This window comes from Burkholderia sp. BCC0506, from assembly GCF_902833145.1.
GTDB lineage: Bacteria > Pseudomonadota > Gammaproteobacteria > Burkholderiales > Burkholderiaceae > Burkholderia.
The window spans coordinates 330,667-355,652 of record NZ_CADFEN010000001.1; the positions used below are offsets into that span (position 1 = coordinate 330,667).

Below are 24,986 nucleotides of genomic sequence, written 5' to 3' on the forward strand. Positions count from 1 at the left end.
TCGCGAGAACATCGCGGAGGATTACCCCCCGGAAGCCCCCCACCCTTGGCTGCCGACCTCTGCCAGCGCGTCGAACACCGCCGGCGAGCGTTCCAGACGGGCGATCGTGCGGGCGCCCTCGAGCGCGGCGACCAACGCGGCCGCCGCTGACGATGCGCGCGCGGAAGCGAAACCGCACCCCCTGAAATGCGCCGCAATCACTTCCGTCGAATCGGCAAACCCCCGCGCAACCCGCTTGGTCAGTTCAGCATCGAGCGCGGGCAGTTCGTTTGCCAGGTTCTGCATCAGGCACCCGTACTGGAAATCCGCGGCGACCATTTCGGCCGCAAAAGTGCTGAAGAGCCGACGCACGAAATTCAGCGCATGACCGGTCGTATCGGCCGAGATGTTCTGCAAGACGGCAATTCGATTCGTGACGTAATGGTCGATTGCTTCCTCGGCGAGTTGTGCCTTGCCGCGGGGAAAGTGAAAGTAGAACGATCCCTTGGGCGCACCGCTTTCTTCGAGGATCTGGGTCAGTCCGGTCGCGGTGTAGCCCTGGATGCGAAACAGCCGTTCGGCCGTGGCAATCGCGCGAGCGCGCGCGTCAGTCTTGCGTGTCATGGCGGAAAAGTACCACGTTTCGCTTGACCGGGCTATGGCGATCGCCATACTATGGTGATCACCCTATTCCGGAGTGCCACGATGCCCGTCGACAACAGCAAGCCCTCGGCGCCGCGACGAGCGGTCCTGGCGATGGGCGCGGCCGGCCTGGTGGCGGCTTGGCTTCGGCCCGCCCGTGCAAACCCGACAGGAGAAGGTGATTTGGCCATGTCGACCTACGCTGCCGGAACGCTGCCCAAAGGGGTGCGTTCGCGCATGATCCACGGGGTGAACGGCCTCGATGTCCATATTCTCGAGGCCGGTCATGAAAGCACCGGCCGGCCGCTCGCGCTGCTTTTGCACGGTTTTCCGGACCTGGCCTACGGCTGGCGGCATCTGATGCCCATCCTGGCCGACGCGGGATACCACGTCGTGGCGCCCGATCAGCGGGGGTATGGGCGTACCACCGGCTGGGCGAACGACTACGACGCCCCGCTCGAGCCCTTCAGCCTGCTGAATATGACGCGCGACGCGCTCGGACTGGTGTCGGCGTTGGGATATCGGCAGACGTCGATGCTCGTAGGACACGACCTCGGCTCGCCCGTGGCCGCGTATTGCGCGCTGGTGCGACCGGACGTCTTTCCGTCGGTGGTGCTGATGAGCGCACCGTTCCCGGGCCCGCCCGCGCTTGCGTTCGACACGGCGCGCAGCGAGATGTCGCCGGCGCGACCGAACGGCGAAGGTCGGAAACTGGCGGCGGCGCTTGCCGCGCTCGATCCCCCGAGAGCGTATTACCAGCAATACCTGAGCACCCGGAACGCCAACCCGGACATGTGGCACCCGCCTCGAGGTTTATCCGCGTTCCTGCGAGCATTCTTTTACGTCAAGAGCGCCGACTGGCCGGGCAACAAGCCGCATCCGCTCAAGGCGCTCACTGCCGCGGAACTGGCGCAAATGCCCACGTACTACGTGATGGATCTCGGCAAGACGATGCCCGAAACCGTCGCGCCCTTCGAACCGTCCGCCGCCGAAATCCTCGCCTGCAAATGGCTGACCGACGCGGAACTCGCGGTGTACACGGCGGAGTACGGCCGCACCGGGTTTCAAGGCGCGCTGCAGGCGTATCGTGTCTTGTCCGATCCCGACCTGAACGCCGAGCTGCGCCTGTTTTCGGGCAGGACGATCGACGTTCCGTCGCTCTTCATTGGCGGCACGCGCGATTGGGGCACCTATTCGGCGCCGGGCGCGCTCGATCTGATGAGAACGAAGGCGGCGACGAACATGCGCGGCATCGAGCTGATCGACGGCGCAGGTCACTGGATCCAGCAGGAGCAACCGGACAAACTCGGCGAGCGCCTGCTCGCTTTCGCGAAGGCGTGAAGCAGGGGGCCGGCGCGGACGAACGACCGCGAGGGACGAGGGCGGAAATCCGCATCGGGTCGAAATCGCGCGTATCGATGGAATACGGCGCCTTTCGCGACCGGCGGCAGCCGCATCAGGCGCGACAGGCCGTTTCGGCGCCGAACCGGTCGACCACGAATTCGGTAAAGCTGCGAAGCTTCGGTGATTGCTGCCGCTCTCGCAAATAAAGGAGATTCATCGACCGCTCGGGCGCGGCAAAGTCCGGCATGATTTCGATCAGGCGCTCGTCGCGAATGTCGTCGTGTATCAACAGGGAAGGCAGCATCGCGATACCCAGCCCTTGCAATGCGGCCCGGCGCAACGCATCCGCGCTGTCGATTCTCAGTCTGCCGTCCACGGAGAGGCTCATCGGCCCATCCGGGCCTTTCAGCATCCATCGGGATTGCGCTGCGTGCCATTCCGATCGGGGCGGATACGCATACGTCAGGCAATGATGCTCGCGAAGTGCATGCGGCGTAGTCGGCGCGCCGTGTTCGCGAACGTAAGCGGGCGACGCACACAGCACCAGCCGGTATGGCGCCAGCGGACGCGCGACGACATCCGGGTTGGCGAGCTGACCGATGCGAATGGCTGCCTCGAAACCTTCGTCGAACAGGTCGGCGAGCGAGTCGGTTGCGACGATATCGAGCCTGATCCCGGGGTAGCGCTGGTAATAGTCCGCGAGCGCGGGAATCAGGCACTCGTTCGTAAACACGACGGGCGCGGTCACGCGCAAACGCCCTCGCGGCTGCTCAAGGTGATCGAGCGCAAGCTGTTCCGTGTCGTCGACCAGGCCGAGGATCTCGACGCATCGCTCGTAGTAAGCGTGGCCGAACGCGCTGACTTTCTGCTTGCGGGTCGTGCGGTGAACGAGGACCGTGCCAAGCCGATTTTCCAAAGCCTGCAGGTAATTGCCGACCATGGTCGGCGACAGATCGGACGCTTGCGCGGCCGCCGTCAGGCTACCGGTTTCCACGATGCGGACGAATACGGCCATCGCCTTGAGGAGATCCATTGCGCAATGGTACTGGATTCTGTTTCAAGGTGACGCGCGTTTATCGGCCACCGGTTTGGACATACATTGCGATGGACGAATGAAAGGAGAGCAGACATGCCGTATGAACTCGCGACGTTGTCGTGTCCGCTGCTGGACCAGGACAGGGTGTCCCGCCATGCGCATCGCTGGGTATCGGATGCCGACGCGCAAGGCCGGCTGCTTGGCGCATGGCGCACGGAAATCGGTGAGCTGTCGCGGATTGTCGTGCTGCGCGGCTTCGGGACGATGGATGAATTGCAGCATGAACGCGATCGCGCATTGGGTGCCGAGCGACCTTTCGGGATTGAAAGCGAATCCGTTCGATTGGCCATGGAAAGCTATGCGCTGTTTCCTTTTCTACCCGACATCGAACCGCGCGCATTGGGTGGCTTCTATGAGATTCGTCGCTACTGGCTGAAAGCCGGCGGCATTGCGCCGACCCTTTCCGCGTGGGAACGTGCGGTCGGTCCGGCCAAGGCCTATACGTCGCATCTCGTTTGCAACATGTACGCGCTCGATGGACCGCCGCGCATCACGCACATTTGGGGATTCTCGAGTCTGGAAGAACGCATGGCGTTGAGAAAGCGGCATTACGCAGAGGGTCTGTGGCCGCCGGCAGGCGGGCCGGAACAGATCGAACGGGCGACGTCGACGATCGGTCTGCCGGAGACGTGGTCGCCGTTGCATTGAATGGGCCGTTTGCGACCGATGCGGCAAGCGATGCCAAGCGATAGCCGCGGATACGGCATCGAGAAGCCATGTTGCGACGCGCCGACTGGCCTTGCTGCGATTGCTCGGTTTTCCCTGGATCAATGATGTCTGCGCCAGGCTGTCACGTATTTCCCGCTTGGGCGAAATAGGGCGGACGATCCACCGGCCGCCGGTGGCCGCAATGTCGACGGACGTTATCGACTTAACGGGTCGGTTACGCCGGGTGTGGCAAATCCCTCGGGGTACTCGCGTCTATACCAATCGACGACCTGATCGTGATCGAGCTCGAAAAACTCGCGCGATCTTGGTATCAGTACGAATCCCACCGCCATCAGTGAGGCTAGGAGGCAAAAACCGGAATAAACGGCCGGGAGCGGCCAATGAGCGAGCGCAATGCCGGCGAGTAGCGGCCCCAATGCGCTCGCAACCTGCGTGCTCATCGCGTTGACGGACGTCATTCGCACCCTGAATTCCTTCGGAATAGCGAGCGTCCGGTGTGTCGAGCCCACTAGCACCATGATCGTGTTGGCGAAGCCGGCGCAGCCGAACGCCAGAATCAAAAGCCAGGACTGGTGGGCAATCCCGACCACCGATAAGAGGATGCCTTCCGATACGGCGGCACACACGCGCACGGGGTAACGGCCGAAGCGGTGCACGAGATAAGTCGAAATGCCGAAGCTGCCGAGCAGCATGCCAACCGAGATGCTCGCTTCGCAGGCGCCCATCCACGTGCTCGACAGGCCGAGGGCGCTGATTTTCAGCGGCACGAAAAGATTGAACGCGGGACCGATGAAGACCCAGACCAGGAAGTTCACGAGCGTCCAGCCTCGCTCGATCGGCACGGCCCACTTAGCCTTCATTCCGGCCGTAAACTCGATCCACCACTGCGCTGTTCCTCCGGTCGCGGCGCGGCGCTCTTTGCTGGTCGGCCGCGGCAGCATGCAAAGGACGAACGTGGCTAGCGCGAGCAGGCCGAAATAGGTCCAGAATGTTGCGGCCGTTCCGACGCTCGCCAGCAAAGCGCCGCCCACAAGCGGGCCCACGAGACGTCCAGCCGAAGCGGCGCGTTTGCGCAGCGCGAGTGCCTCGGGTAGCTCTGCCGGCGGCACGAGTTCGGGCGTGATGGCGGCCGATGCGCCGCTGACAAAGGCGTTGGCGACGACGGCAGCCAGGCTGACGGCGATGACGACGTGAAAGTTGTAGCCGTCGATCGTTGCGACCGCGGCGAGCAGCATTCCCGTGATTGCCGTCGCCGCGATACCGAAAATCAACTGTGTTCGCTTGGCATAGCGCTCACTGAACGGAGCGACGAGCGGTTGCGATACGAACGTGACCACAGCAATGGCGATGCCGTAGCTCACGAGATCCTGTGCGCCGCCTTGCTGGGTCACCCACCACGGGATCGCAATAAGGCTGATCATTTGAGCCAGGGTGGTCAGTACCTCACCGACGAGCATCGCTCGTAGTGCCGGATGGACATTTCCGATAGCGCGAAGATTCAGTGCCATTCGTTCTCCAGTTTCTGACAAGCTCGATGCAATGTTCATCGCGTTTGCCAACGTCGCCTTGATCGTTGAAGGCTTGCGGTAGTGTGAACAAGCCCTATCCGACTGCGATCGACCTGGCGAACGCGATGAACTGCTCGACGCAGGGTGACGAGAACGGTTCGGACCACGTGGCGACCAATTCGAGAACATGCGGCGTCGCAAGCGGCACGTAAGCGACACCCGAGCGTTGCAACGTCGACGTGAAGCCGGGCACGATGGCGACGCCGCGTTCCGCTGCCACCAGCGACACCAGCGTCGTGATCTGCGACGCGGTCGGCCCTATCCGCGGCGCAACGCCCTCACGGGCGCACAGATCCTCGAGCGCCGCGTTCAGCGCGGAACCGTAACCCGCCGGGAACGTGACGAAGTTCTCGTTGACGAGTTCACTGAACGCGATCGTCGCCTTGCTCGCGTACTTGCTCTGGGCAGGAACCGCGGCGACGAGCGGCTCCCGCGACACGACGAGGGACTCGATGCATGCCCCCGACGTCTTCGCCGCTGCCCAACCGAATCCAACGTCCATCGTGCCGTCGGCGATCTGCTGGCGTTGACTCGCGGTCGATACTTCCCGAAACGCCAACTCGACTTCCGGCATGCTGCGGCTCACATTGCGGATGATGTCCGAAAACGCGTCGGACATCGGAATGGAGCTCGCATAGCCGATCACGACGCGGCCGACCATGCCTTGCGCCATCTTGCGCGCCGTTGCCTCCGCCTCGTCGACTGCATGAATGACGCTCCTCGCGTGTTCGAGAAACAGCGCGCCTGCCGGCGTGAGCTGTACCGCGCGTGTCGATCGTTCGAACAGCCGGATGCCGAGGTCGGTTTCGAGCGCGGCGATATGGCGCGTCAAAGGCGGCTGGGCGATACGCAAGCGCAGCGCCGCGCGTCCGAAATGCAATTCGTCGGCGACGGTCACGAAATAGCGGAGGCGGCGTAGATCGAGCATTCTTGTCTTTTCGGTATCAATGGCGACGAAAACAGTATTGGCACGCGTGTCGCCCACTCGTCAGACTGTCACGCAAACCAGATAGGGCGTCATCAGTGGGCAACAGAACCATTCGATTCGCATTTTTCCTGTGCGGGTTTGCGGCATTTCTCAATCTTTATTCGACTCAGGGCATCCTGCACGAGCTCGCCGCGGCATTCGACGTAAGCGCCGAACAAGCCGGCCAGGGCATCAGCGCCACCACGTTGGCGGTCGCCATTATCGCTCCGTTCGTCGGCGCGCTGGCCGCCCGCTTCGATCGGCGGACGGTCATTTCGTGCGCCGCCGTGGCGTGCGCGCTTCCCGTTCTCTGGTCGGCGCACGCGGCGAGCTTTTCATCGTTCCTCGCTGCGCGCTTTGCCGCGGGCATGCTGATGCCGTTCATCTTCGCGATCTCGATCGCCTGCATCGGCGAGAACTTCAGCCACGACGCGGCGACGGAAGTCAGTGCGCTCTTCGTCGCCGGCACGACACTCGGCGGATTCGCCGGGCGCTTCGTGACCAATACCTTGACGTCCGCGTTCGGCTGGCGTCACGCGCTCGACGTCATCGCGTTCCTGTGTCTCGCAACGGGCGTCGCGATCCACGCGTGCCTGCCGGCGTCCGGCGCCGCGCGGCCGCATGACGAGGGCGCATCGACGCCGCGCTGGAAGCGCTTGACGCACGGCCCATTGCTCGCGTCGTTTCTGGTCGGCGCATGCGTGCTCGCATCGCAGGTCGCGACGTTCACCTTCGTCGGCTTGCGACTGGCCCGTGCGCCGTTTGGCTTCGATACGGTCGAGATCGGCGCGATCTATGCGGTATTTCTCGTCGCGGTCGTCGTCACGCCGCTCGCCGGGCGCGTCGCGGCGCAACGTGGCCCGCGCGACCTCGCCCTTGCGGCGACCGGGCTCGCGATCGTCGGTGCGTTGCTGACGCTGTCGGGCAGTGTCATCGCGATCCTGACCGGGCTCGCGCTCAGTTCGACCGCGGTGTTCGTCGAGCAGGCGTCGGCCAATGCGTTCATCTCGCGGGTGGCACGGGATGCAAGATCGACGGCGATCGGCATTTACCTTTCCTTCTATTACTTTGGCGGAAGTCTCGGCTCGGTCTTGCCCGTTCCTGCCTGGAATCGCTGGGGCTGGCTGGGCTGCGTCGCATTCGTCGTCGGTGCGCAGGCGTGCGCCGGCGCGCTCGTGTTTTTCTTCTGGCGGGCGACGCCGGCCGCCGACGCTGCTCGCCCGAAGTCAGGCTGACTCGGTAGTCGATTTCAACTCACCGCGCTCGGCGGCCGAGCCCGCGTCGTCCGCCGCACCGTGCACAACCGGCAACGCAACCCGCACATAAAGAAACGCGCGCCGTTCGCGATCGGGCAGTACTTGCGGCCCGTAGTTGATCCTGAGCACCCCGTCGTCGATCTCGCCGGCCTGCGCGAAACGCCACGCACCGGGATCGCTGTCGAGCAGGAATTCGGCGCGCGCATACGCGTGCGGCTCGAACAGCTCGGGGATCGTCACCGTCTTTCCGTCGAGCTTGTCGAGCAACGCTTCGACCACGTTGAAGCCGTAGCCGTCGCGCACGATGTCGCAGATGAAGCTGCCCGCGATGCGCGGATTCAGCTCGATCACGTGCGGCACGCCGTCGTGCACGATGCAGTCGAGATGCACGGGCCCCCACGTGAGCCCGGCGGCGGCCGTCGCCTGCGCGCCCACGTCGATCAGCGCGCGCAGCGTGTCGGCGTCGAGATCGAGTTCCGACGTGTACCCGCGTTCGAGAAAACCGGCGCCATGCCGTTTCAGCTTGCGCAACGCACCGACGTAGCGGCCGTCGAAATACTCGACGCAGTATTCGCTGCCTTCCAGGAATTCCTCGACGACGACGCGTTCGGTCGCAAGCGAGGGGGCGTCGGCCTGCACGGCGGCGAGCGCGTCGAGCTGCGCACGCACGGCGGCGATGTCCTCGCAGCGGCGCACGCCGTCGCTCGCGGAGCCTTCCGACGGTTTGACGACGACCGGAAAGCGCAACGGGGCGGCCGCGGCCGCGAGCGCCGCCGGTGCGGCCAGCGTACCCGCGACGAATTGCGCGGCCGGGATGCCGTGCGCGGCGAGCAATGCCTTCTGGTTCGACTTCGACACCGCGTGCGCGACGTTCCGGGCATCGGGGCCGGGCAGCCCGAGCGCGTCGGCCACCCAGGCCGCGGTGCGCGCATAGGTGTCGTGCGCGGTCGTCACGCGCAGCGTGTCGAGTTCGTCCGCGAAGCGCGCACGCAGCCAGCCGGCGAGCGGGCCGGCGTCGGGTGCGAGGTTGACGGTCTCGACGCCGTCGGGAAACACGCCGTCGAGACGGTGGCCGGGCGCGGTGATGACGGTCACGGCCACCTGGCGCGCGAGGGCGGCGCGCACCAGCGCGACGCTGCTGCCCGTGGCGCGTGCGCCGATCACGATGAGTCGCTTCATGATGGATCCTTGATCGAGGGCGGAAGAAGAAAGCCGGCTAGCGTGCGCGCCTGCGCAGGCGCTGGGCTTCGAGGCGCGGCAGCAGATGCTGGACGACGCGCGGCAGCGTGTAGATCGGCAACTGCGCGCATGCGAATACGAGCGCCATGGTCGGCGTCGCGGCCAGCCCGAGCGCGGCCCACATCAGCCCGACGTTGCGATTGGCGACGATCAGCGCGACGTTCAGGCGCGTGCGGACGTCGCCGGGCGTGAGCCCGTACGCGACGATCTGGAAGCCCGCGTTGACGGCGAACGCGAGCGCGATTGCGGTCAACGCACGGTGCGGGGCGTCGACGATCGACTGCTGCATGCCGGCCATCGTGCCGAGCGCGAATATCAGCAGCGCGACGACGACGATCGCGTCGATCGGCGTTGCATGGCGCGCGAGCCGTGCGCCGGCAAAGCGCCGCACGAGCAGCGCGACACCCTCCGCGCTGCCGATCAGCAGCGCGAGCCGCAGCGCGAGGCTCGACGGCGAGATCGACACCGCCGCGTCGTGGCTGAACCACGCGGTCAGCAGCGGTGCGGTCAGCGGCACGAACACCATCGATGCGAGGGTCGCGACGAGCGCGACACTGGCGTCGAGCGACAGCATCCGCGCGATCGTCGACGTGCCGCTCGACGGCGGCGCGCAGTACGCGATCACCAGTGCGACGACCCAGTCGTACGGCAGGCCGGCGAGCCGCGCGGCGATGCCGAGCGCGACCGGGCACGCGATCATCGTCATCGCGGGCAGCAGCAGCGACACGGCGGGCCGCCGCGCCACCGCGCGCACGGCGCTCGGCTCGACGCGCAGCAGCGTGCCGAGCACGAACAGGAACACGGTAACGGGCATCAGCGGCCGCGCGACGTCCGCGAGCGGCGGCACCAGCAGCCCGAGGCCGACGCCGCACGCGAGCACGGTCGGGCCCCGCCGCACGAGCGCGGCGATCAGTGCTCGCACGGGCGCACCTCAGGCTGGCGACGAGCGGGAGTGAAGTCGAAACAGGCGGCGGACGGCATGCGGATTCCTTGGACGGGGCGGCAGCACGGAATACGCGCTAGGCTAATCCGGATGATGAGCGAAGTAAAATGATATAAACTGAATCGGTAACGAGAGAAAATGATATGAACATCCCTTTGCTCGAAACGTTCCGGGCCGTCGTGCAGGAAGGCAGCGCGTTGCGCGCGGCCGAACGGCTCGGCTGCACGCAATCGAACGTCACGGCGCGGCTGCGTCAGCTCGAGGAATCGCTCGACGCGCCGCTGTTCGACCGGCACGGCAAGCGGCTGGTGCTGAACGATGCCGGGCGTCGGCTGATGCCGTATTGCGACCGCATCCTGCGTCTCGTCGACGAAGCGACGCAGGTGGTGCGCGACACGCCGGTGGCCCGCAGCTTCCGGCTGGGATCGATGGAGAGCACGGCCGCCACGCGGCTGCCGGCGCTGGCCGCCGCGCTGAAAGAGCGCGATCCGGCGCTCGGCCTCGTGGTACAGATCGGCAGCGAGCCGGATCTGGCCGACGCGCTGCTGCGCGGCCGGATCGACGCGGCGCTCACCGCACGCGCGGTCGTGAGGCCCGGGCTGCGTTACGAGCCCGCGTTCGCGGAAGACATGGTGCTGGTGAGCGCGGCGACCGTCACGCGCCGGCAACTGCTGGCCGACAACACGGTGCGCCTGCTCGCGTTTCACGACGGCTGCCCGTATCGCGCGGTCGCGGAGCACTGGCTGAAGGCGCGCGGCGTCGCGATCGAATCGGTGTCGTCGTTCGGCACGTTCGGCGCGATCCTCGGCTGCGTGGCGGCCGGAATGGGCGTCGCGATCCTGCCGAAGCGGATCACGGTCGAACACGTGGCGCGCAAGGAGCTGCGCACGCATGCGTTCGACGATCTCGACAGCGTGACGACCTACCTCGTCACGCCCGACGAAGCGCCGGCCTTGCCCGAACTCGACGCGTTGCGCGCGGTGCTCGGCCGGCAGGCGGGGGCGCTGCTCGCGCGCTGACACGAGTACGCGGCGGCCCTATGCCGGCGCGACCGCACGTTCATCCGCGAAGAAATCGGCCTCGATTTCGCGAATCCGCCGGCAATCCTCGAGCAGCCGCTCGAACGTCGGGCTGTACAGGCCGACCGTGCCGAGCGCCGTCTGCAAGTCGGTGGTCACGCGCAGCGTGTCGCCGACCTTGATCCACTGCTTGAGGCCGACGAACGACGGCAGCGCCTCGATCGCCTGCCACGTGAAATCCTGCCGCAGCACGCCGTTGCGCGATGACAGCAGCAGCACGTGCCCGCAGTATCCGCGGAAATCCGTCGGCGCGGTGACGTCGCCGAACAGGCGCTCCGGATGCAGCACCGCTTCGACCGTGGCCGACACGTGATTCTCGCCGCTGACCGCGCTCGTCAGCCGCGGATCGAGACTGCCGTGCAGCCGGGCGTTCAGCTCGACGATCGTCGGGCCGTCGGCCGTATCGAACAGCTCCAGATGGGTCGGCCCGAAACGCACGTCCAGCGCGTCGAGCACGTCGGCCGCGTAGTCGAGCAGCGGTGCGTAGCGCGGGTCGGCATGGTTCAGCACCAGCATCTTGTCGAGCCGCGGCGCGTGCGTGCGATCGCGATGCACTTCCCACAGGCTGACCACGCGATGGCGGCCCTCGAACGACACCGAATCGACGATGTATTCCTGCCCCTCGGAATAGTGCTGGATCACGATGTCGTCGTTCGGCTGGTTGTACAGCGACCGGGTGGCCAACACGTCGCGCGCGGCGGCCTCGACCTGCGCGAGCGTCCGGCAGATCTTCACGCCGGCCACACCCGCGCTGCGCGCCGGCTTCACGACGAGCGGCAGCGTGCCCTGCGCGCGCGCCCAATCGAGCGTTTCATCGACCGACGTGCTGTGGAAGTGCGCCGGCGCGCGCAGCCCGGCCTGGCGAATGCGTTCGTTCATCGCGAACTTGTCGCGGCGCGCGGCGGAGGTCGCGAGCGGATTGCGAAACGGCACGTCGAGCCGTTCGGCCAGCGTGTCGGCCAGCTCGAGCGCCGCGTCGAGGCCGTGCAGCACCGCGCCGATCCGCAGGTCGCTCAGCTGCGCGAGCGTCGCGTCGATGTCGCCGCGATGCTGGACCTGGCGGATGTAGTCGGACGGCACGAACTGGTTCCGGTAGATGTCCGGCAGATCGGGATCGCTGATCACATGCGCGCAACGGATGCCGTATGCGCGAAACGCGGGGGCCAGGTAGGCGGCGGTCGACGCGCCGTCGACGATCAGGACGGTATCGATGAAGCGATGCGGCATGGATTCCTCGCTCGGATGGGGGATCGGTTGAAGGATGTCAGGGGGCAGCGTGCTCAGGCCCGCGTGCCGGTAGCAGGTGTGTCGCGAGGCCAGCGCGCGGCCAGCGCGATACAGATCGCGACGAGCGCGGCCGCGACGGCGAACGCGCGCGCCGCGCCGGCCACGATTGCCGCGCCCTCGCCGGCGACCAGCGCGCCGAGTGCCGCGACGCCGATCGCGGCACCGACCTGGCGCGCGGTATTGAGGATCGCGGACGCGGTGGCCGAGCGGCCGGCCTCGACGCTGCCGAGCATCGTCGACGTCAGCGCGGGAATCGCGATCCCGCCGCCGATCGCCATCGCCGCGAGCCCGGGCGCGAGCAGCACGTACGGCGTGTGCGCGGCGAGCGTCTGCCACAGCCACGCGTAGCCGGCGAGCGACACGGCAAGGCCGACGATGACGGTCGCGCGGAATCCGTAGCGAACCGCGAGCCGTGCGCTCGCGATGTTGGCGAGCATGATGATCGTGAGCGGCGCGAGCGCGAGCCCCGATTCGGTCGCCGTGAAGCCGCGCGCATTCTGGAAATAGACGCTGAGCGAGAAGATCAGCCCGTAGAACGCCGCATTCGTGACCGCGCCGATCGCGAGCACCCCCGGCACGCGCGCGATCCGGAAGAACGCGAGCTGCAGCATCGGCGCGGGCACGCGCCGCTCGATCGCGACGAACGACGCGCCGAGTAAGACCGACGCGATCAGCGCGCCGGCCGCATACGGGTCATCCAGTCCGTGCGCGCCGGCCCGGATGATCGCGCCCGTCAGCAGACCGAGCACGAGCACCGCGACGATCTGGCCGGCCGGATCGAACAGCCGCGTGCGCGCGGCGGCCGAATCCCGCACGTGGCGCAGCGTGAGCCAGAGCCCGAGCGCACAGATCGGCAGGTTGATGAAGAAGATCGCGCGCCAGCCGAGCGAATCGATCAGCAGGCCGCCGAGCGTCGGCCCGGCCGCGCTGATCGCGCCGCCCGTCGCGCTCCACCACGCGACGGCCTTCACGCGCGCGGCGGTATCGTCGGCGCAGGCATGCGTGATGAGCGCGAGCGACGTGGGCAGGATCATCGCGGCGCCGACGCCTTGCGCGACCCGCGCGACGATCAGTGCCGCCAGCGACGGTGCGAGCGCGCAGCCGAGCGACGCGAACAGGAACAGCGCAAGACCGTATGCAAACAGCCGGCGGCTGCCGAAGCGGTCGGCCAGCGTGCCCGACGTCAGCAGCAGCGCGGCGAACGACAGCGTGTACGCATCGACGATCCATTGCAGCCCGTGGACGCTCGATCCGAACGCGTGACCGAGGCTCGGGATCGCGACGTTGACGACGGTCACGTCGAGCTGGACGATCGCGAAGCCGAGGCTCGCGGCCGCGACGGTTGGGAAGAGGGCGCGCAGCGACGTGCGGGGCGATTCCGCGGTGGCGGTCGGTGCACGGTCGACGCGGTCGAGGGCCGGGGCGCGATCGCTCATCGCGGCTTCCGGTGCGTGCGGGACGTGCAGGACGTGCGGTGCGGCAGGCGGTATCGATGCATTCTGGCGGGTTCCCGTATGGCGGATGAAGGAAGCCGGCTGCCCGTCGGGCAGCCGGCCGCATCGTCGAATCCGACAGAAAACTAGCATCGACCCGTTGGCGAATACAAATAATAAGCAGCGATTTTTTAACAAGTATTCGTGTTAAAGGGCGGTGCAAGGGACGTGAACCGGTTCCTTCCGCATTGCTGAACATATATCGATAATTTTCGTTTGCAATCGAATTAATATCATTTCGCAATGCAATGACGGTCTCCTAGTCTTGTCGAGCGCTTCGCCCCGAGGACGGCGGCGCGCGGCGGCGATGCCACGCCGCTCTTCGAACCGGATTTTTATACGAGAGACCTATGACCTATCTCGCAGATGCACGCATCGCTTTGACGGCAGCGGAATCCGCTCATATCCGCAAGACGCTCGGCGCGCTGGATTACGACCCGGCCGGCGGCGCAGGCTACATCAGCGCAGTCCGCAAGCTGGCCTACAACGCGTTTCCCGACCGGATCGTCGACGCATTCGACCGGGCGAAGGCGCCGACCGCGGACGCGCACGGCTCGATCGAGATCGACAACCTGCCGATCGACGGCGACGTGAACGGCAGCCCGCGGTTCGAGGAAACCGGCCGCTCGTTCAAGGCCGGCGTGCTGAGCGAGAACGTGCTGGTTGCGCTGAGCACGCTGGCCGGCGAACCGTACTCGATCGCGCACGAGGGCCGCGAGCTGGTGAACAACCTGACGCCGCACAAGGCGACCGCGCGCGACTATACGGGCCTCGGCTCCGAGGTCGAGCTCGACTTCCATATCGAGAACGCCGCGCAGGCGCACATGCCGGAAGGCGACACGTCGCCGTTCGCGCTGCTGCTGCTCGGCGTGCGCAGCGAGGCCGGCGGCGGCCCGTACACACGGCTCGCCGATGCGCGCCGCGCGCTGCAACTGCTGTCGCCAGAGGACATTGCGCAACTCTACGGCGAGCACTACATCATTCGCGTGCCGTACCGGTGGCGCGGCGCGGCGCCGACGCCGCGCGACAACACCGACCTGAGCGCCGTGCTGTCGGGCCCGCTCGACGCGCCGCGCGTGACGGTCGCGTTCTATCCGGACATGGTGCTGGCGGTCAACACGCGCGCGCAGGAAGCCTTGGCTAACCTGTATCGCGCGGTGCGCGAGGTGTCGTTCGGCGTGCAGGTGTCGCCGGGCAAGCTGGTGCTGATCAACAACCACTTCACGCTGCATTCGCGCGACCGCTTCGATCCGCAGTACGACGAAAACGACCGCGCGTTCCGCTGGGTACAGCGCGTGTTCGTCGCGCGCAGCCTGTGGAATTTCCGTGCGTTCACGCCGCTGCAGGCGCGCGTGTTCGATCCGAAGGCGCTGTATGCGGGCGAGTCGGCGCAGGCGAGGCATCCGTCGCATGCCGTGCAACCGGCGCCGCAGCGTGCGGCGGCGGTCGATCTCGAAGCGACGCCTGCGTGATCGCCCCGGCGGGGCGGCGGCCGGCGCCGAACGCTGCCGGCCGCCGCCCGTGCCCGCTTCAAGCATCCTCGAACAAAGACAGGATTCCACAAGACATGAGAAGAACCGCCTTTCCCGCCGCCCGCATGGCCAGCTTGCTGGCCGCCTGGCTGATCGCCGGGAGCGCCGTCGCCGCGCACGCCGCATCGTTCGACCTGAGCCCCGAGCAGCCGGCCCGGCAGCGCGGCACCGTGAACCCGGCGGTCGAGCAGGCGTTGCCGGCCGGCTTCCGGTTTGCCGAAGCGAACACGCTGACGATCGGCATCGCGCCGAACCTGCCGCCGCTCAGCACCTATGCGACCGACGCGCGCACGGTGGTCGGCTTCGATCCCGATCTCGCGCAACTGATCGCGGACAGCATCGGCCGCAAGCTGAAGATCGTGCCGCTCGCATGGGCCGACTGGCCGCTCGCGCTGCAGTCGGGCAAGGTCGATGCGGTGATCTCGAACGTGACGGTGACCGAGCAGCGCAAGGAGAAGTTCGACTTCTCGACCTACCGGAAGGACCAGCTCGGCTTTTACGTGAAGACCAACAGCAAGCTCGCCGCGATCCGCGAGCCGAAGGATGTCGCCGGGCTGCGCGTCGTGACCGATTCGGGCACGAACCAGGAAAAGATCCTGCTCGAATGGAACCGGCAGAACGTCGCGCGCGGCCTCGCGCCGGTCGAGATCCAGTATTACGCGGATGCGGCCGAGCGCTGGGTTGCGCTGCAGTCGGGCCGCGTCGACACGATCTTCAGCGTGAATTCGATGCTCGCGTACCAGGCGTCGCTGCGCGGCGATGCGAAGCTGATCGGCACCGTCAGCGGCGGCTGGCCGCGCACCGCGGATATCGCGATCACGACGCGCAAGGGCAGCGGCCTCGCCGAGCCGCTGACGCTCGCGATCAATGCGCTGATCGCGAACGGCAGCTACCGGAAGGCGCTCGATCACTGGCGGCTGGAGGCCGAGGCGATCGACCGGTCGCAGACCAATCCGCCGGGGCTGCCGCGCACGTGAGTACGGCACGCGAGATCGATCGCGTCGATGCGTTGCATGAACACGGCGGCATCGATCTTCGGCGGGGACGGAAAGGGACGCTTACCGATACGTCCAGAGCCGGTGCAGCACGAACGTCGTCGGCGGGATCAGCAGCGCGATCGCGACGACGCCCATCGCGCGCGACGCACCGAGCGCCTCGGCGGCGCGCGCAAGCAGCATCGTTTCGACGAAGCCGACGAGCGTGACCGCGAGAAAGCGCATCGCGTTGCGGGTGCGTACCGTCGACGAGAAGCTCCACAGCGTATTCGCCAGATACGAGAACGCGGTGGCGCAGAGGAATGCGACGGCATTCGCGGTTACCGGCGTCGCATCGACCAGCGCGAACAGCGCCGCCGCGACCAGCGTGTGGATCGCGGTCGAGCCGAGCCCGGACACGCCGAAGCGCACGAGCCGCGTACGCTCGGCCTGGAGCAGCGCGATCATTTCGACCGGACGTCAGCGTGCGCCGATGCGCGCGCGGACCGGCTGCGCGCGGCGGCGGGCGGGCTGGCGGCGCGCATCGCGCGCGACCGGCAGTTCGATCACCTTGCCGTGCGCCTGGTAGCGGCGACGGATCAGGTAGACGGGCCGTTGCTTCGATTCGTCGTAGATTCGCCCTACGTATTCGCCGACGACGCCGATCCCGATCAGCTCGATGCCGCCGATGAACAGCGTGACCGAGATCAGCGACGCGTAGCCGAGCACCGGATTGCCGAACAGCAGCGTGCGCAGGACGATGAACGCGCCGTACAGGAACGCGAGCGCCGCGATGCCGAGGCCGATGTAGGTCCAGCTGCGCAGCGGCACGGTGCTGAAGCTGGTGATGCCTTCCAGCGCGAAATTCCACAGCTTCCAGCCGGAGAATTTCGAGTGCCCGGCGCTGCGCGGATCGCGCTGGTACTCGACGATCACGGTCTTGTAGCCGACCCACGCGAACAGCCCCTTCATGAAGCGATGCCGCTCGGGCAGATTGCGCAGCGCATTCACGACCTTGCGGTCCATCAGCCGGAAATCGCCGACGTTCTCCGGCAGCTTCACGTCCGACAGCAGGTTGTGCACGCGATAGTAGATCGCGGCGGCCGTGCGCTTCGCGAACGAATCGCATGCGCGGTTGCTGCGTTTCGCCGCGACCACTTCCGCACCGTCGCGCCAGTGTTCGATCAGCACCGGAATCAGGCTCGGCGGGTCCTGCAGGTCGGCGTCGAGCGGGATCACCGCATCGCCGGCCGCTTCGTCGAGGCCGGCCGTCAGCGCGGCCTCCTTGCCGAAGTTGCGGGTGAGATCGATGACGCGCACGCGCGGTTCGGCAGCGCCGATCCGGACCAGGCGTTCCAGCGTGTCGTCGCGGCTGCCGTCGTTCACGCAGACGATCTCGAAGCGGATCGCGTCGATCGAGGTCAGCAACGGAATCACGACGTCGAAGAAGTGTTCGACGGCTTCGCCTTCGTTGTAGAACGGCACGACCAGCGAGACGAGCGGCGTGTAGATGGATTCCCGCATGATGATTCCCCTTGTGTTGTCGCTTTACCGGCCGGCGCCGAGCGTCGGGCGGCCGGTGCGGCGCATGCCGTGCGCCGGGCGGTGGTGCGTTCGGACCGGGTGCGCGAACCCGGTCTCGGTCGACGCGTCGCGCGCGTCGGGCATCGACGGCACGTCGCGTCGTTCCCGGGCGATCCGGCTGACGAGCAGCGCAAGCGACGCGAGCGTCACGAGCGGCATGAACTGGAACGACAGGTGCGGCACGACCGCGAGGCCCGCGAGCGGCGTGAGCCACATCAGCAACAGCCATTCGCGATCGAAGCGGCGCCAGCCGCGCGTCCACGCATAGCGTGCGTACCACGCGATCACGATGCCGTACCACGTCAGGTCGTAGTCGTACAGATAGGGGCTGACGAGCAGGCATGCGCAGGCGAGGGTCGCGGCGCGCAACGCGTACGAACACGCGCCGCGCCAGGCGTAGACGACGGCGATCGCGGCGCTCGCCGCCGACAGCAGCTGAAGGCCGCGCGCGACGAGTGCGGGCCAGCCGGCCATCGTCGCGAGCGCGAACGCGGTCGGCATGCGCGCGAGCTGTGCACGGCCGGCGCCCATGGTCGCATAGACGTCGGCGATCACGTGCGTGAACGCGATCCACGGGCCGACGCCGAACGCGAGCGTCGCGAGCACGGCGCTCACGGCGATCGTCGCGGCCCAGGCGGTCAGTGCGCGCCATTGACCGGCACATAGCAACGCGAGCGGGAACAGCACCGCGATCTGCGGCTTCGTCGTCAGCAGCCCGAAACAGATTCCCGCGCAGACGGGGCGGCGGTTCAGCGTGAGCAGGCCGGCGGCGGCGAGCGTCGCAGTGAAGAGACTCGTCTGCCCGACGATCAGCGTGAGGAATGCACCGGGGAACGCGAGCGCGCACAGCGACGCGGCGTCGCGCTGCACGGTCGCGCGCATCGCCGCCGCGAACAGTGCGATCGCGATGCCGAGCCACAGCACGAGCGCCAGCGTGTACGGCAGCCAGCCGAGCGGCAGCACGAACAGCAGCATCGTCGGCGGATAGAGCCACGGTTGCGTACCGCCCGCGAGCGTCATCGTCGGTGTCGCCGACTTCTGCGCCGCGACCAGCGCGGCGTAATGCCACGCGTCGGCACCGTGCCCGTGCGCGGCGAGCCACGCGGCGCTCCAGATCGGCGAGAAATCCGGTGACAGCGGTTCCGGTGCGTGGTTCGACACGATCATGCGGACCAGGTAGATGCCGATGAACAGCAGCTCCGTCAGCAGCGCGGCGGCCGCATACAGGCGCACGCGGTCGCGATTGAGCCAGTGCGGACGGCGGCGCGGGCCCGCGATCGGCAGTTCCGGATGCACGTCGATGGCGGAATGCGCAGGGCGGGCGAACGAGGGCGCTTTCATTGCTTGCCTCGTGTCGCCAGTGCCGTGCGACGCAGCACGATCAACAGCACCGCGAGCAACACGACCGGCCCGATTTGCGGCAGCTTCATCAACCGGTTGAACATCTCGAAGACCGGCAGCAGCCACGCGATCACGAGGATGCCCTGGTCGCCGGGCAGCCAGCCTTCGTCGAGACCGTGCGCGATCAGACAGAAGAGCGCGATGCCGAGCCAGGTGAGTTCGTAATGCCACAGATAAGGCGTCGTCAGTAGCGTGGCGACAGCCAGCACCGCGCCGCGCAGGCGCATGTCGTGCGTGCGGCGCCACACGCTGACGGCCGCGGCGATCGCGAGCAGCGCGACCGCCGCCTGCGCGGCCAGCGCGGCCGCGACCGATGCGCCCGCGAGCCGCAGTGCGGCGAACGGCGTCGGCGACGCGAGCCAGTACGACGCGAGCATGAAATGCTGCGCGCGTACCGTCGACATCGCATGGCTCAACCCGTGCAGCGCGGCGGGGCCGGCCAGCACGACGCCGGCCGCCGCGAACAGCGTCGCGCTGATCGCCGCCGCCGCGAAGGCGCGCCACGCACGCGTCGCGATCAGCACGAACGGGAACACGACGGCGAGTTGCGGCTTGATCGCGAGCAGTCCGATCAGCACGCCCGCCACGACCGGGCGCTTGCCGAGCAGATGCAGCGCGAGCGCGGCGAGGCCGGCGGTCAGGATGCTGTTCTGGCCGAACAGCGCGGACACGCACGCCGCCGAATACGCGGCGACGACGAGCGCCGCCGCCCGCGGCACGGGAAGATGCGCGCGCAGTCCCGACAAGCGCAAGACGGCGAACGCGTAGCATAAAAGACTGCCCGCGAAAAAGAGGAAGTAAGCGGGCAGGAAAGGCACGAGGGCAACCGGCGCGACGAACAGCAGCATCGTCGGCGGATAGAGCCAGGGAAGCGGCCGGCTTTGCAGCGACGCACCGAAGTGCGCGAACTCGGCCTGCGCGAATGACGAAGGGTCGTAGGCCGATGCGGCATGGCCTTGCAACACGAGATGCGATGCGGTCCAGAAGACCGAGAAGTCGGTGCCGGGGCGGACGGTGGCGTTCGACGTGAAGCCGTCGGTCACGACGCCCCAGACGATCACCAGCGCAACGAAGAGCATCAGCATGATGCAGCTGTACGGAATGATCCGGTCGGCCGTCAGCCATTGAGCACAGCGTATTGCGCGATCGCGCGTTCCACGATTGGCTGTGTACATGATGCCCCGTCTGTCGTGTGACCGCGTGGTCTGTCGCGGCCGTTTGATGTTGTCGTGCCCCTGCGGATCGATCGCTCTGAAATGGCGTTGTCCGGTGAATTCATTGTTGAAGAAAAAATCGCGGGATGCAAACCGCGCACGGCCGACCGACATTGAATGTGTTCAGCGATCCGGATGAAAACCGCCTTTTCTGGTATGAGAAAACGCTGCCGCCGGAATGCGTGTTTCCGGCTTGAAACATTCCGCGATTTTTACCGGCCGTGCATGCCGCCGGACCCGAGCCGCACGAGCGGCTCGCCGCGTTCGGGAAAATCCCGAGAAAATTTTTTACGCCCTTTGTGCAGCGCGACGACGGGGGTTCATGCCGACTGCGCACGCCGAAACCGCATATATCAAAGTTGAAACATTTCGGCCGGCGGGCGTTTGGCGGGCGGCCGGCCGGGGTGCCCAAACCCTTGGTGCGCCTCGATTCCGCCCGGGATGGTCCGCTCTTTGCGTAAGCGTTGGCACGGCAGTCGACGATGTGACGACCGGACGGTTCAGGCGGAAAGCAGCGGAACCGGCTCGCGAATCACCTGCGGAAAAGACAGGCCGGAGCGCGTCGGGGAACACGCCGCTCCAGTTCGGTCACCTGCGGGAACCGTCGTCGAGCGACCCGAGAGACCCGGTTGCTTCAGGGCAATAAGAAATCGGCATGGCAGTACATGGGGAATAAAAATGAAAGACCACAGCGCATCGCGGTTCGCAAGCCGCGTTAAAGACACATTGCAGCTTTGCCGGGAGTTCATCTCTCGTTCAATCGAATTCCATGCATCGAACGGCCGTCGTGCCGTTCCGCTCGCTCGACCTGCGCGGTTCATCCGGCCGGTCGAACCGTACACGCGTCTCTCGTGCTCCGTCTCGCCGATACCCGTTCGCACGGACAGGGGCGGTCCGCCCCGTTTCCGCGACTGATCGTCGGCTTCCGATTTCCAGAGTAGTGCCGGTGGTGCCAGCCCCCGACGTCCTGACCGACGAAGGGTATTTCATAGAAGTCCGAAAGGAGAGTGCTCATGTCGAGAATCATCGAAAAGATCGCCTGGTTCGCCGACGATCAGGACGGTGTGACGGCCATTGAATACGGCCTGATCGCCGCACTGATCGCGATCGGCATCGTCGCCGCGCTGACGACGGTCGGTACGGATCTGAAAACCGTCTTCAACACGGTTGCCGACGATCTGGATTCGATCGTGGCAGCCATTTGACGATCGGTACGGCGAACGGCTCTTCCGAATTGTTCGCCGGCACCACACGGCATCAACAACATGCCTCGACGTATCGATGCCGGATCATTCGATCCTGCCGGCACGCGAGGGCCTTGAAAGTGACTACGCAAGGAGATCATCATGTCCAAGCTCATTCAACACGTCAGCCGTTTCGTCCGCGACGAAGACGGCGTGACGGCCATCGAATACGGCTTGATCGCCGCCCTGATCGCCATCGGCATCATCGGCGCGCTGACGACGGTCGGCAAGGACCTCAAGACCGTGTTCGCCACGATCGCCGACGACCTCGATTCGGCCGTCGCAGCCATCTGATGGAGCGTGCCGCGGACGGCTCGGCTGGTGCAGCGTTCGAGCCGTCCCCGGCGATCCGATCAACCGGAAACGGAGGCCGTCATGCAAGCCATCACGCGTGTCGCACGGCGCTGGATCGCCGACGAACGAGGTGTGACGTCGATCGAATATGCATTGCTCGCGTCGATGTTCGCGATCGCGGTACTGGGCAGCGTCGTCACGCTGAAGGACTCGCTCGGCGACACGTACGAGATGATCGCCGCGGCCGTGACGACCGCCGTGACCACCGCCGTGATCACGGCGTTGTCCATGGCTTCCTGATCCACCGATTCGATCCGCGAGGTTCGCCATGCTTCCCGTTGCGCCGCCTTACCCGGTTCCGTTGTGCGTGACGCTGCTCGCGGTCGCCGCGGCCAGCACCGACATCGCGACCCGTCGCATTCCGAACCGTCTCGTCCTGCTCGGCCTGGCCGGCGCGCTGGTTGCCCAGTGCCTGTTGCACGGCGTGCCGGCGGGCGTGCTCGGGTGGCTCGGCGGGGCCGCGACCGGCTTCGGCCTGCTGCTGCCGTTCTACCTGTTGCGCGGGATGGCGGCGGGCGACGTGAAGCTGATGCTCGCGATCGGCGCATGGGTCGGTGCGGAAATGACGTTTTACATCGTGCTGGCCACTTTTCTGGCCGGCGGAGTCGGCGCCATCGCCTACGCGCTGCTGCGCGGGCGGATGCGCCAGATGTGGGCGAACGTGCGCACGCTGATCGTGCGGCGCTCGCAAGCGGCGCGCGCCGAGGCCGACGACGGCCCTGTCGAGATCGCATCGGTCGGCACGCTGCCGTACGGCGTCGCGATCGCGGCCGGCACGCTGGGCATGCTGTTCGCGTCGTGCGCATAGCGCGGCGGGTCCGCAACGAGGACGCAACGATCATGAACACGAACCACACCGAACCGAGACGCGACGCGCAGGTGGCACGCCTGCCCGATCCGCCGCCGTCGCGGGAGGTCCATACGAAGCTGGGCGCGCAACTGCCGTCGGCGCCGCGCTCGCTCGCCGAAACGGGGCTCGGCATGGCGTTCGTCGCCGGCCTCGTGCTGAAGTCGACGCTGGTGCTCGGCCGCCCGTCATACGGCGACCTGGTCGAGCGGCACTGCCTGCCGCTCGCGGTGCTCGACGAGGTCTTCGCGTTCCTGGTGCGCGAGCATCTCGTCGAGCTGACCCATCGCGGCGCGACCGATCTCGACGTGACGTTCCGCCTGACCGACGCGGGCCGCGTGCTCGCGCTCGAGGAGCGGGAACGCAGCAGCTACAGCGGGCCCGCGCCGGTGACGCTCGATGCGTATCTCGCGAGCGTGGCCGCGCATTCGGTGCGCAAGCTGCACATTGGCCAGAGCGACGTGTGGGCGGCGTTCGAAGGCGTCGTGATCGACACGGCGGTGCTCGATGCCGCGGCCGCCGCGCTGAACGCGGGCCGGCCGCTGCTGATCTACGGCCCGGCCGGCAGCGGCAAGACCTTTCTCGCCGAGCGGCTCGGCGCGCTGATGCACGGCCGCGTGCCGGTGCCGTACGCGATCTGCGCGGCCGGCGAAGTGATCCAGGTCTACGACCCGCTCGTGCATGTCGACGCGGAAGTCGCGGGCGGCGGCCAGTCGGTCGATCGCCGCTGGCGCCTGTGCCAGCGGCCGGTCGTGATGTCGGGCGGCGAGCTGACGCTCGACGAGCTCGACCTGCGTCGAGACGAAGCGGCCGGCTTCTACCAGGCGCCGCCGCACATGAAGGCGAACATGGGCATGTACGTCGTCGACGATCTTGGCCGGCAGCGCGTCGAGCCGCGCGACCTGCTCAACCGCTGGCTGCGTCCGCTCGATCGCGGCGTCGATTTCATGACGCTCGAATCCGGCAACCGCTTCGTGCTGCCGTTCGACGTATGGCCGGTGTTCTCGAGCAACCTGGCGCCGGAGCAGTTCTGCGACGACGCATTCATGCGCCGCCTCGGCTCGAAGCTGCACGTCGGCGCGATGTCGATCGACGACTACCGCGCGGTGTACGACGCGGCCTGCGCGTCGCTCGGGCTCGTCTCGGCGAGCGATGCCTTCGACTTCCTGCTGCATCGGCTGCATCTGCCGACCGGCAAGGCGTTTCTCGCGTGCTTTCCGGCGGACCTGTTGCGCCTCGTGGCCGCCGGCGCGCGTTACCGCGGCGATCCGCCCGAGGTGACGCACGACGCGCTGTACGACGCGTGGGCGAGTTACTTCGGCGCGGCGCCCGAACGGGACGGCAGCCATCCGCCGCCCGTCGAGCGCGGAGGCCGCACGTTCATCACCGGTTGAGCCGTTTCTTTCACGATTCGTCGAGGAGCATTGCCATGAAAAACAGTCGCGCGCTCATGATGCTGGTCGTCGCGATGATCGCGGGTCTCGCCGCGGTCGTGTTCGCGTCCCGCTGGCTGGTACAGACGTCCACGAGCTCGGTCACGCCGGTCGCGGTGGCTTCCACCGACCTGAACCTGGGCGAACCGCTCGGGCCGAACCAGATCCACATGGTCAGCTGGCCGGCCGGCAGCGTGCCGACCGGCGCATTCACCGATACGAAGGCGCTCGAGGGGCGCGTCGTGCGCACCAGCCTCGCGCGCGGCGAGCCGGTGATCGAGTCGAAGCTCGCGCCGGTCGGCACGAAGGGCGGGTTGTCCGCGGTAATCGCCGACGGCAGCCGCGCGATCACGGTCCGCGTGAACGACGTGGTCGGCGTCGCGGGCTTCGCGCTGCCGGGCAACTACGTCGACGTGATCGTCAACACGCAGGAACAACAGGGCAAGACCGACGGGCAGAGCATCTCGAAGATCGTGCTCGAGCACATCCTCGTGCTCGCGGTCGCGCAGCAGGTCAGCCGCGACGACACGGCGCCGAAGGTGGTCAACGCGGTGACGCTGGAAGTCACGCCCGAGCAGGCCGAACGGCTCGACCTCGCGCGCAGCGTCGGCACGCTGTCGCTCGTGCTGCGCAACCAGGTCGACCAGAAGACGCTGAACACCGGCGGCGCGACCAAGCTGACGCTGCTCGGCAAGGAGCCTGCACCCGAAGCGCCGTCGGCGCCCGTCCGCGCGCGGCCGGTCCGAGTGCACGTCGCGTCGCATGCGGCGCCGGAAGCCCGGCGCGATTGCGTCGGCGTGCTGACGGGCGTGAAGGGCAGCGTCGAATGTTTCTGAAGCAG

24 protein-coding genes are annotated in these 24,986 nt (G+C 67.0%); 12 read left to right on the forward strand and 12 right to left on the reverse strand.

All coding sequences use genetic code 11. The features are described 5' to 3' along the window. Positions 1-21: 21 nt before the first annotated feature. Positions 22-651, reverse strand: coding sequence for a TetR/AcrR family transcriptional regulator (locus HWX62_RS01375; protein ID WP_175930791.1), 630 nt, complete (start codon positions 649-651; stop codon positions 22-24). Between the two features lie 207 nt (positions 652-858). Here HWX62_RS01375 and HWX62_RS01380 point away from each other — a divergent pair, with 207 nt between their 5' ends. Beyond that, entirely contained in the window at positions 859-1,962 is a 1,104-nt protein-coding gene (locus HWX62_RS01380) for an alpha/beta hydrolase (RefSeq protein ID WP_175930860.1), read from the forward strand. 115 nt (positions 1,963-2,077) lie between these two features. Here HWX62_RS01380 and HWX62_RS01385 read toward each other — a convergent pair whose 3' ends face one another. Further along, entirely contained in the window at positions 2,078-2,998 is a 921-nt protein-coding gene (locus HWX62_RS01385) for a LysR family transcriptional regulator (RefSeq protein WP_175930790.1), read from the reverse strand. A 96-nt stretch (positions 2,999-3,094) separates the two neighbouring features. On the opposite strand from HWX62_RS01385, the gene HWX62_RS01390 reads away from it, so the two are divergent. Continuing rightward, entirely contained in the window at positions 3,095-3,709 is a 615-nt protein-coding gene (locus HWX62_RS01390; RefSeq protein WP_175930789.1) for an NIPSNAP family protein, read from the forward strand. 215 nt (positions 3,710-3,924) lie between these two features. Here the strand turns inward: HWX62_RS01390 and HWX62_RS01395 are convergent, their stop codons facing one another. Then, complete coding sequence (locus HWX62_RS01395; RefSeq protein ID WP_175930788.1) at positions 3,925-5,238, reverse strand: MFS transporter; 1,314 nt, start codon at positions 5,236-5,238, stop codon at positions 3,925-3,927. 94 nt (positions 5,239-5,332) lie between these two features. Next, positions 5,333-6,226: a LysR substrate-binding domain-containing protein gene (locus tag HWX62_RS01400; protein ID WP_175930787.1), complete on the reverse strand. Its 894-nt coding sequence runs from the start codon at positions 6,224-6,226 to the stop codon at positions 5,333-5,335. 2 nt (positions 6,227-6,228) lie between these two features. Between HWX62_RS01400 and HWX62_RS01405 the strand changes: the two genes are divergently transcribed. Next, positions 6,229-7,500 carry an MFS transporter gene (locus HWX62_RS01405; RefSeq protein WP_244135917.1) on the forward strand — a complete coding sequence of 424 codons (1,272 nt, stop codon included), beginning with the start codon at positions 6,229-6,231 and terminating at the stop codon, positions 7,498-7,500. On the opposite strand, the gene HWX62_RS01410 is transcribed toward HWX62_RS01405, so the two are convergent. Next, positions 7,492-8,700, reverse strand: a complete 1,209-nt coding sequence (locus HWX62_RS01410; RefSeq protein ID WP_175930785.1) for an ATP-grasp domain-containing protein — start codon at positions 8,698-8,700, stop codon at positions 7,492-7,494. The genes HWX62_RS01405 and HWX62_RS01410 overlap by 9 nt on opposite strands. Positions 8,701-8,737: 37 nt before the next feature. Then, entirely contained in the window at positions 8,738-9,682 is a 945-nt protein-coding gene (locus HWX62_RS01415) for a hypothetical protein (protein ID WP_175930784.1), read from the reverse strand. 164 nt (positions 9,683-9,846) lie between these two features. Between HWX62_RS01415 and HWX62_RS01420 the strand changes: the two genes are divergently transcribed. Then, positions 9,847-10,722, forward strand: a complete 876-nt coding sequence (locus HWX62_RS01420; RefSeq protein WP_175930783.1) for a LysR substrate-binding domain-containing protein — start codon at positions 9,847-9,849, stop codon at positions 10,720-10,722. A gap of 18 nt (positions 10,723-10,740) precedes the next feature. Here HWX62_RS01420 and HWX62_RS01425 read toward each other — a convergent pair whose 3' ends face one another. Both HWX62_RS01425 and HWX62_RS01430 read right to left on the reverse strand, forming a co-directional pair. Continuing rightward, a complete protein-coding gene (locus HWX62_RS01425) occupies positions 10,741-12,009 on the reverse strand; it encodes an ATP-grasp domain-containing protein (RefSeq protein WP_175930782.1) in 1,269 nt (422 codons plus the stop codon). A 53-nt stretch (positions 12,010-12,062) separates the two neighbouring features. Then, a complete protein-coding gene (locus HWX62_RS01430) occupies positions 12,063-13,505 on the reverse strand; it encodes an MFS transporter (protein WP_175930781.1) in 1,443 nt (480 codons plus the stop codon). A 407-nt stretch (positions 13,506-13,912) separates the two neighbouring features. Between HWX62_RS01430 and HWX62_RS01435 the strand changes: the two genes are divergently transcribed. Beyond that, entirely contained in the window at positions 13,913-15,034 is a 1,122-nt protein-coding gene (locus HWX62_RS01435) for a TauD/TfdA family dioxygenase (protein WP_175930780.1), read from the forward strand. 95 nt (positions 15,035-15,129) lie between these two features. After that, positions 15,130-16,071 (forward strand): ABC transporter substrate-binding protein, encoded by a 942-nt coding sequence (locus HWX62_RS01440; RefSeq protein WP_175930779.1) that lies wholly within the window; start codon positions 15,130-15,132, stop codon positions 16,069-16,071. A gap of 81 nt (positions 16,072-16,152) precedes the next feature. Here HWX62_RS01440 and HWX62_RS01445 read toward each other — a convergent pair whose 3' ends face one another. From HWX62_RS01445 to HWX62_RS01460, 4 genes are read right to left on the reverse strand one after another with little or no spacing between them, the layout of a single operon-like run. After that, the gene (locus tag HWX62_RS01445) at positions 16,153-16,536 is read right to left on the reverse strand and encodes a GtrA family protein (protein WP_175930778.1); all 384 of its coding nucleotides are present in this window, start codon (positions 16,534-16,536) and stop codon (positions 16,153-16,155) included. Between the two features lie 12 nt (positions 16,537-16,548). Beyond that, positions 16,549-17,592 (reverse strand): glycosyltransferase family 2 protein, encoded by a 1,044-nt coding sequence (locus HWX62_RS01450; RefSeq protein ID WP_175930777.1) that lies wholly within the window; start codon positions 17,590-17,592, stop codon positions 16,549-16,551. A 24-nt stretch (positions 17,593-17,616) separates the two neighbouring features. After that, positions 17,617-18,993, reverse strand: a complete 1,377-nt coding sequence (locus HWX62_RS01455; protein ID WP_175930776.1) for a glycosyltransferase family 87 protein — start codon at positions 18,991-18,993, stop codon at positions 17,617-17,619. After that, positions 18,990-20,228: a glycosyltransferase family 87 protein gene (locus HWX62_RS01460; protein ID WP_175930775.1), complete on the reverse strand. Its 1,239-nt coding sequence runs from the start codon at positions 20,226-20,228 to the stop codon at positions 18,990-18,992. Before HWX62_RS01460 ends, HWX62_RS01455 begins: the two co-directional genes overlap by 4 nt. A gap of 1,052 nt (positions 20,229-21,280) precedes the next feature. Between HWX62_RS01460 and HWX62_RS01470 the strand changes: the two genes are divergently transcribed. The 6 genes from HWX62_RS01470 (at position 21,281) to cpaB (ending at position 24,981) form a co-directional block, all read left to right on the forward strand. Next, on the forward strand, positions 21,281-21,472 hold the full coding sequence (locus HWX62_RS01470) for a Flp family type IVb pilin (RefSeq protein ID WP_175930773.1): 192 nt from the start codon (positions 21,281-21,283) through the stop codon (positions 21,470-21,472). 141 nt (positions 21,473-21,613) lie between these two features. Beyond that, a complete protein-coding gene (locus HWX62_RS01475) occupies positions 21,614-21,805 on the forward strand; it encodes a Flp family type IVb pilin (protein ID WP_175930772.1) in 192 nt (63 codons plus the stop codon). Between the two features lie 81 nt (positions 21,806-21,886). Continuing rightward, positions 21,887-22,105: a Flp family type IVb pilin gene (locus HWX62_RS01480; protein WP_175930771.1), complete on the forward strand. Its 219-nt coding sequence runs from the start codon at positions 21,887-21,889 to the stop codon at positions 22,103-22,105. Positions 22,106-22,133: 28 nt separating this feature from the next. After that, positions 22,134-22,673 (forward strand): prepilin peptidase, encoded by a 540-nt coding sequence (locus HWX62_RS01485; protein ID WP_175930770.1) that lies wholly within the window; start codon positions 22,134-22,136, stop codon positions 22,671-22,673. Between the two features lie 32 nt (positions 22,674-22,705). After that, entirely contained in the window at positions 22,706-24,106 is a 1,401-nt protein-coding gene (locus tag HWX62_RS01490) for an ATP-binding protein (RefSeq protein ID WP_175930769.1), read from the forward strand. Between the two features lie 35 nt (positions 24,107-24,141). Then, positions 24,142-24,981, forward strand: coding sequence for a Flp pilus assembly protein CpaB (cpaB, locus tag HWX62_RS01495; protein ID WP_175930768.1), 840 nt, complete (start codon positions 24,142-24,144; stop codon positions 24,979-24,981). Positions 24,982-24,986 lie beyond the last annotated feature (5 nt).

Excerpts from the sequence above, each read along its gene's own strand:
- HWX62_RS01375 (WP_175930791.1), bottom strand. The coding sequence starts at position 651 with ATGGCGATCGCCATAGCCCGGTCAAGCGAAACGTGGTACTTTTCCGCC.
- HWX62_RS01395 (WP_175930788.1), bottom strand. The coding sequence starts at position 5,238 with ATGGCACTGAATCTTCGCGCTATCGGAAATGTCCATCCGGCACTACGA.
- HWX62_RS01420 (WP_175930783.1), top strand. The coding sequence starts at position 9,847 with ATGAACATCCCTTTGCTCGAAACGTTCCGGGCCGTCGTGCAGGAAGGC.
- HWX62_RS01425 (WP_175930782.1), bottom strand. The coding sequence starts at position 12,009 with ATGCCGCATCGCTTCATCGATACCGTCCTGATCGTCGACGGCGCGTCG.
- HWX62_RS01400 (WP_175930787.1), bottom strand. The coding sequence starts at position 6,226 with ATGCTCGATCTACGCCGCCTCCGCTATTTCGTGACCGTCGCCGACGAA.
- HWX62_RS01480 (WP_175930771.1), top strand. The coding sequence starts at position 21,887 with ATGCAAGCCATCACGCGTGTCGCACGGCGCTGGATCGCCGACGAACGA.
- HWX62_RS01460 (WP_175930775.1), bottom strand. The coding sequence starts at position 20,228 with ATGTACACAGCCAATCGTGGAACGCGCGATCGCGCAATACGCTGTGCT.
- HWX62_RS01430 (WP_175930781.1), bottom strand. The coding sequence starts at position 13,505 with ATGAGCGATCGCGCCCCGGCCCTCGACCGCGTCGACCGTGCACCGACC.
- HWX62_RS01380 (WP_175930860.1), top strand. The coding sequence starts at position 859 with ATGATCCACGGGGTGAACGGCCTCGATGTCCATATTCTCGAGGCCGGT.
- HWX62_RS01470 (WP_175930773.1), top strand. The coding sequence starts at position 21,281 with ATGTCGAGAATCATCGAAAAGATCGCCTGGTTCGCCGACGATCAGGAC.
- HWX62_RS01445 (WP_175930778.1), bottom strand. The coding sequence starts at position 16,536 with ATGATCGCGCTGCTCCAGGCCGAGCGTACGCGGCTCGTGCGCTTCGGC.
- HWX62_RS01490 (WP_175930769.1), top strand. The coding sequence starts at position 22,706 with ATGAACACGAACCACACCGAACCGAGACGCGACGCGCAGGTGGCACGC.
- HWX62_RS01435 (WP_175930780.1), top strand. The coding sequence starts at position 13,913 with ATGACCTATCTCGCAGATGCACGCATCGCTTTGACGGCAGCGGAATCC.
- HWX62_RS01440 (WP_175930779.1), top strand. The coding sequence starts at position 15,130 with ATGAGAAGAACCGCCTTTCCCGCCGCCCGCATGGCCAGCTTGCTGGCC.
- HWX62_RS01390 (WP_175930789.1), top strand. The coding sequence starts at position 3,095 with ATGCCGTATGAACTCGCGACGTTGTCGTGTCCGCTGCTGGACCAGGAC.
- HWX62_RS01385 (WP_175930790.1), bottom strand. The coding sequence starts at position 2,998 with ATGGATCTCCTCAAGGCGATGGCCGTATTCGTCCGCATCGTGGAAACC.
- HWX62_RS01485 (WP_175930770.1), top strand. The coding sequence starts at position 22,134 with ATGCTTCCCGTTGCGCCGCCTTACCCGGTTCCGTTGTGCGTGACGCTG.
- HWX62_RS01455 (WP_175930776.1), bottom strand. The coding sequence starts at position 18,993 with ATGAAAGCGCCCTCGTTCGCCCGCCCTGCGCATTCCGCCATCGACGTG.
- cpaB (WP_175930768.1), top strand. The coding sequence starts at position 24,142 with ATGAAAAACAGTCGCGCGCTCATGATGCTGGTCGTCGCGATGATCGCG.
- HWX62_RS01450 (WP_175930777.1), bottom strand. The coding sequence starts at position 17,592 with ATGCGGGAATCCATCTACACGCCGCTCGTCTCGCTGGTCGTGCCGTTC.
- HWX62_RS01475 (WP_175930772.1), top strand. The coding sequence starts at position 21,614 with ATGTCCAAGCTCATTCAACACGTCAGCCGTTTCGTCCGCGACGAAGAC.
- HWX62_RS01410 (WP_175930785.1), bottom strand. The coding sequence starts at position 8,700 with ATGAAGCGACTCATCGTGATCGGCGCACGCGCCACGGGCAGCAGCGTC.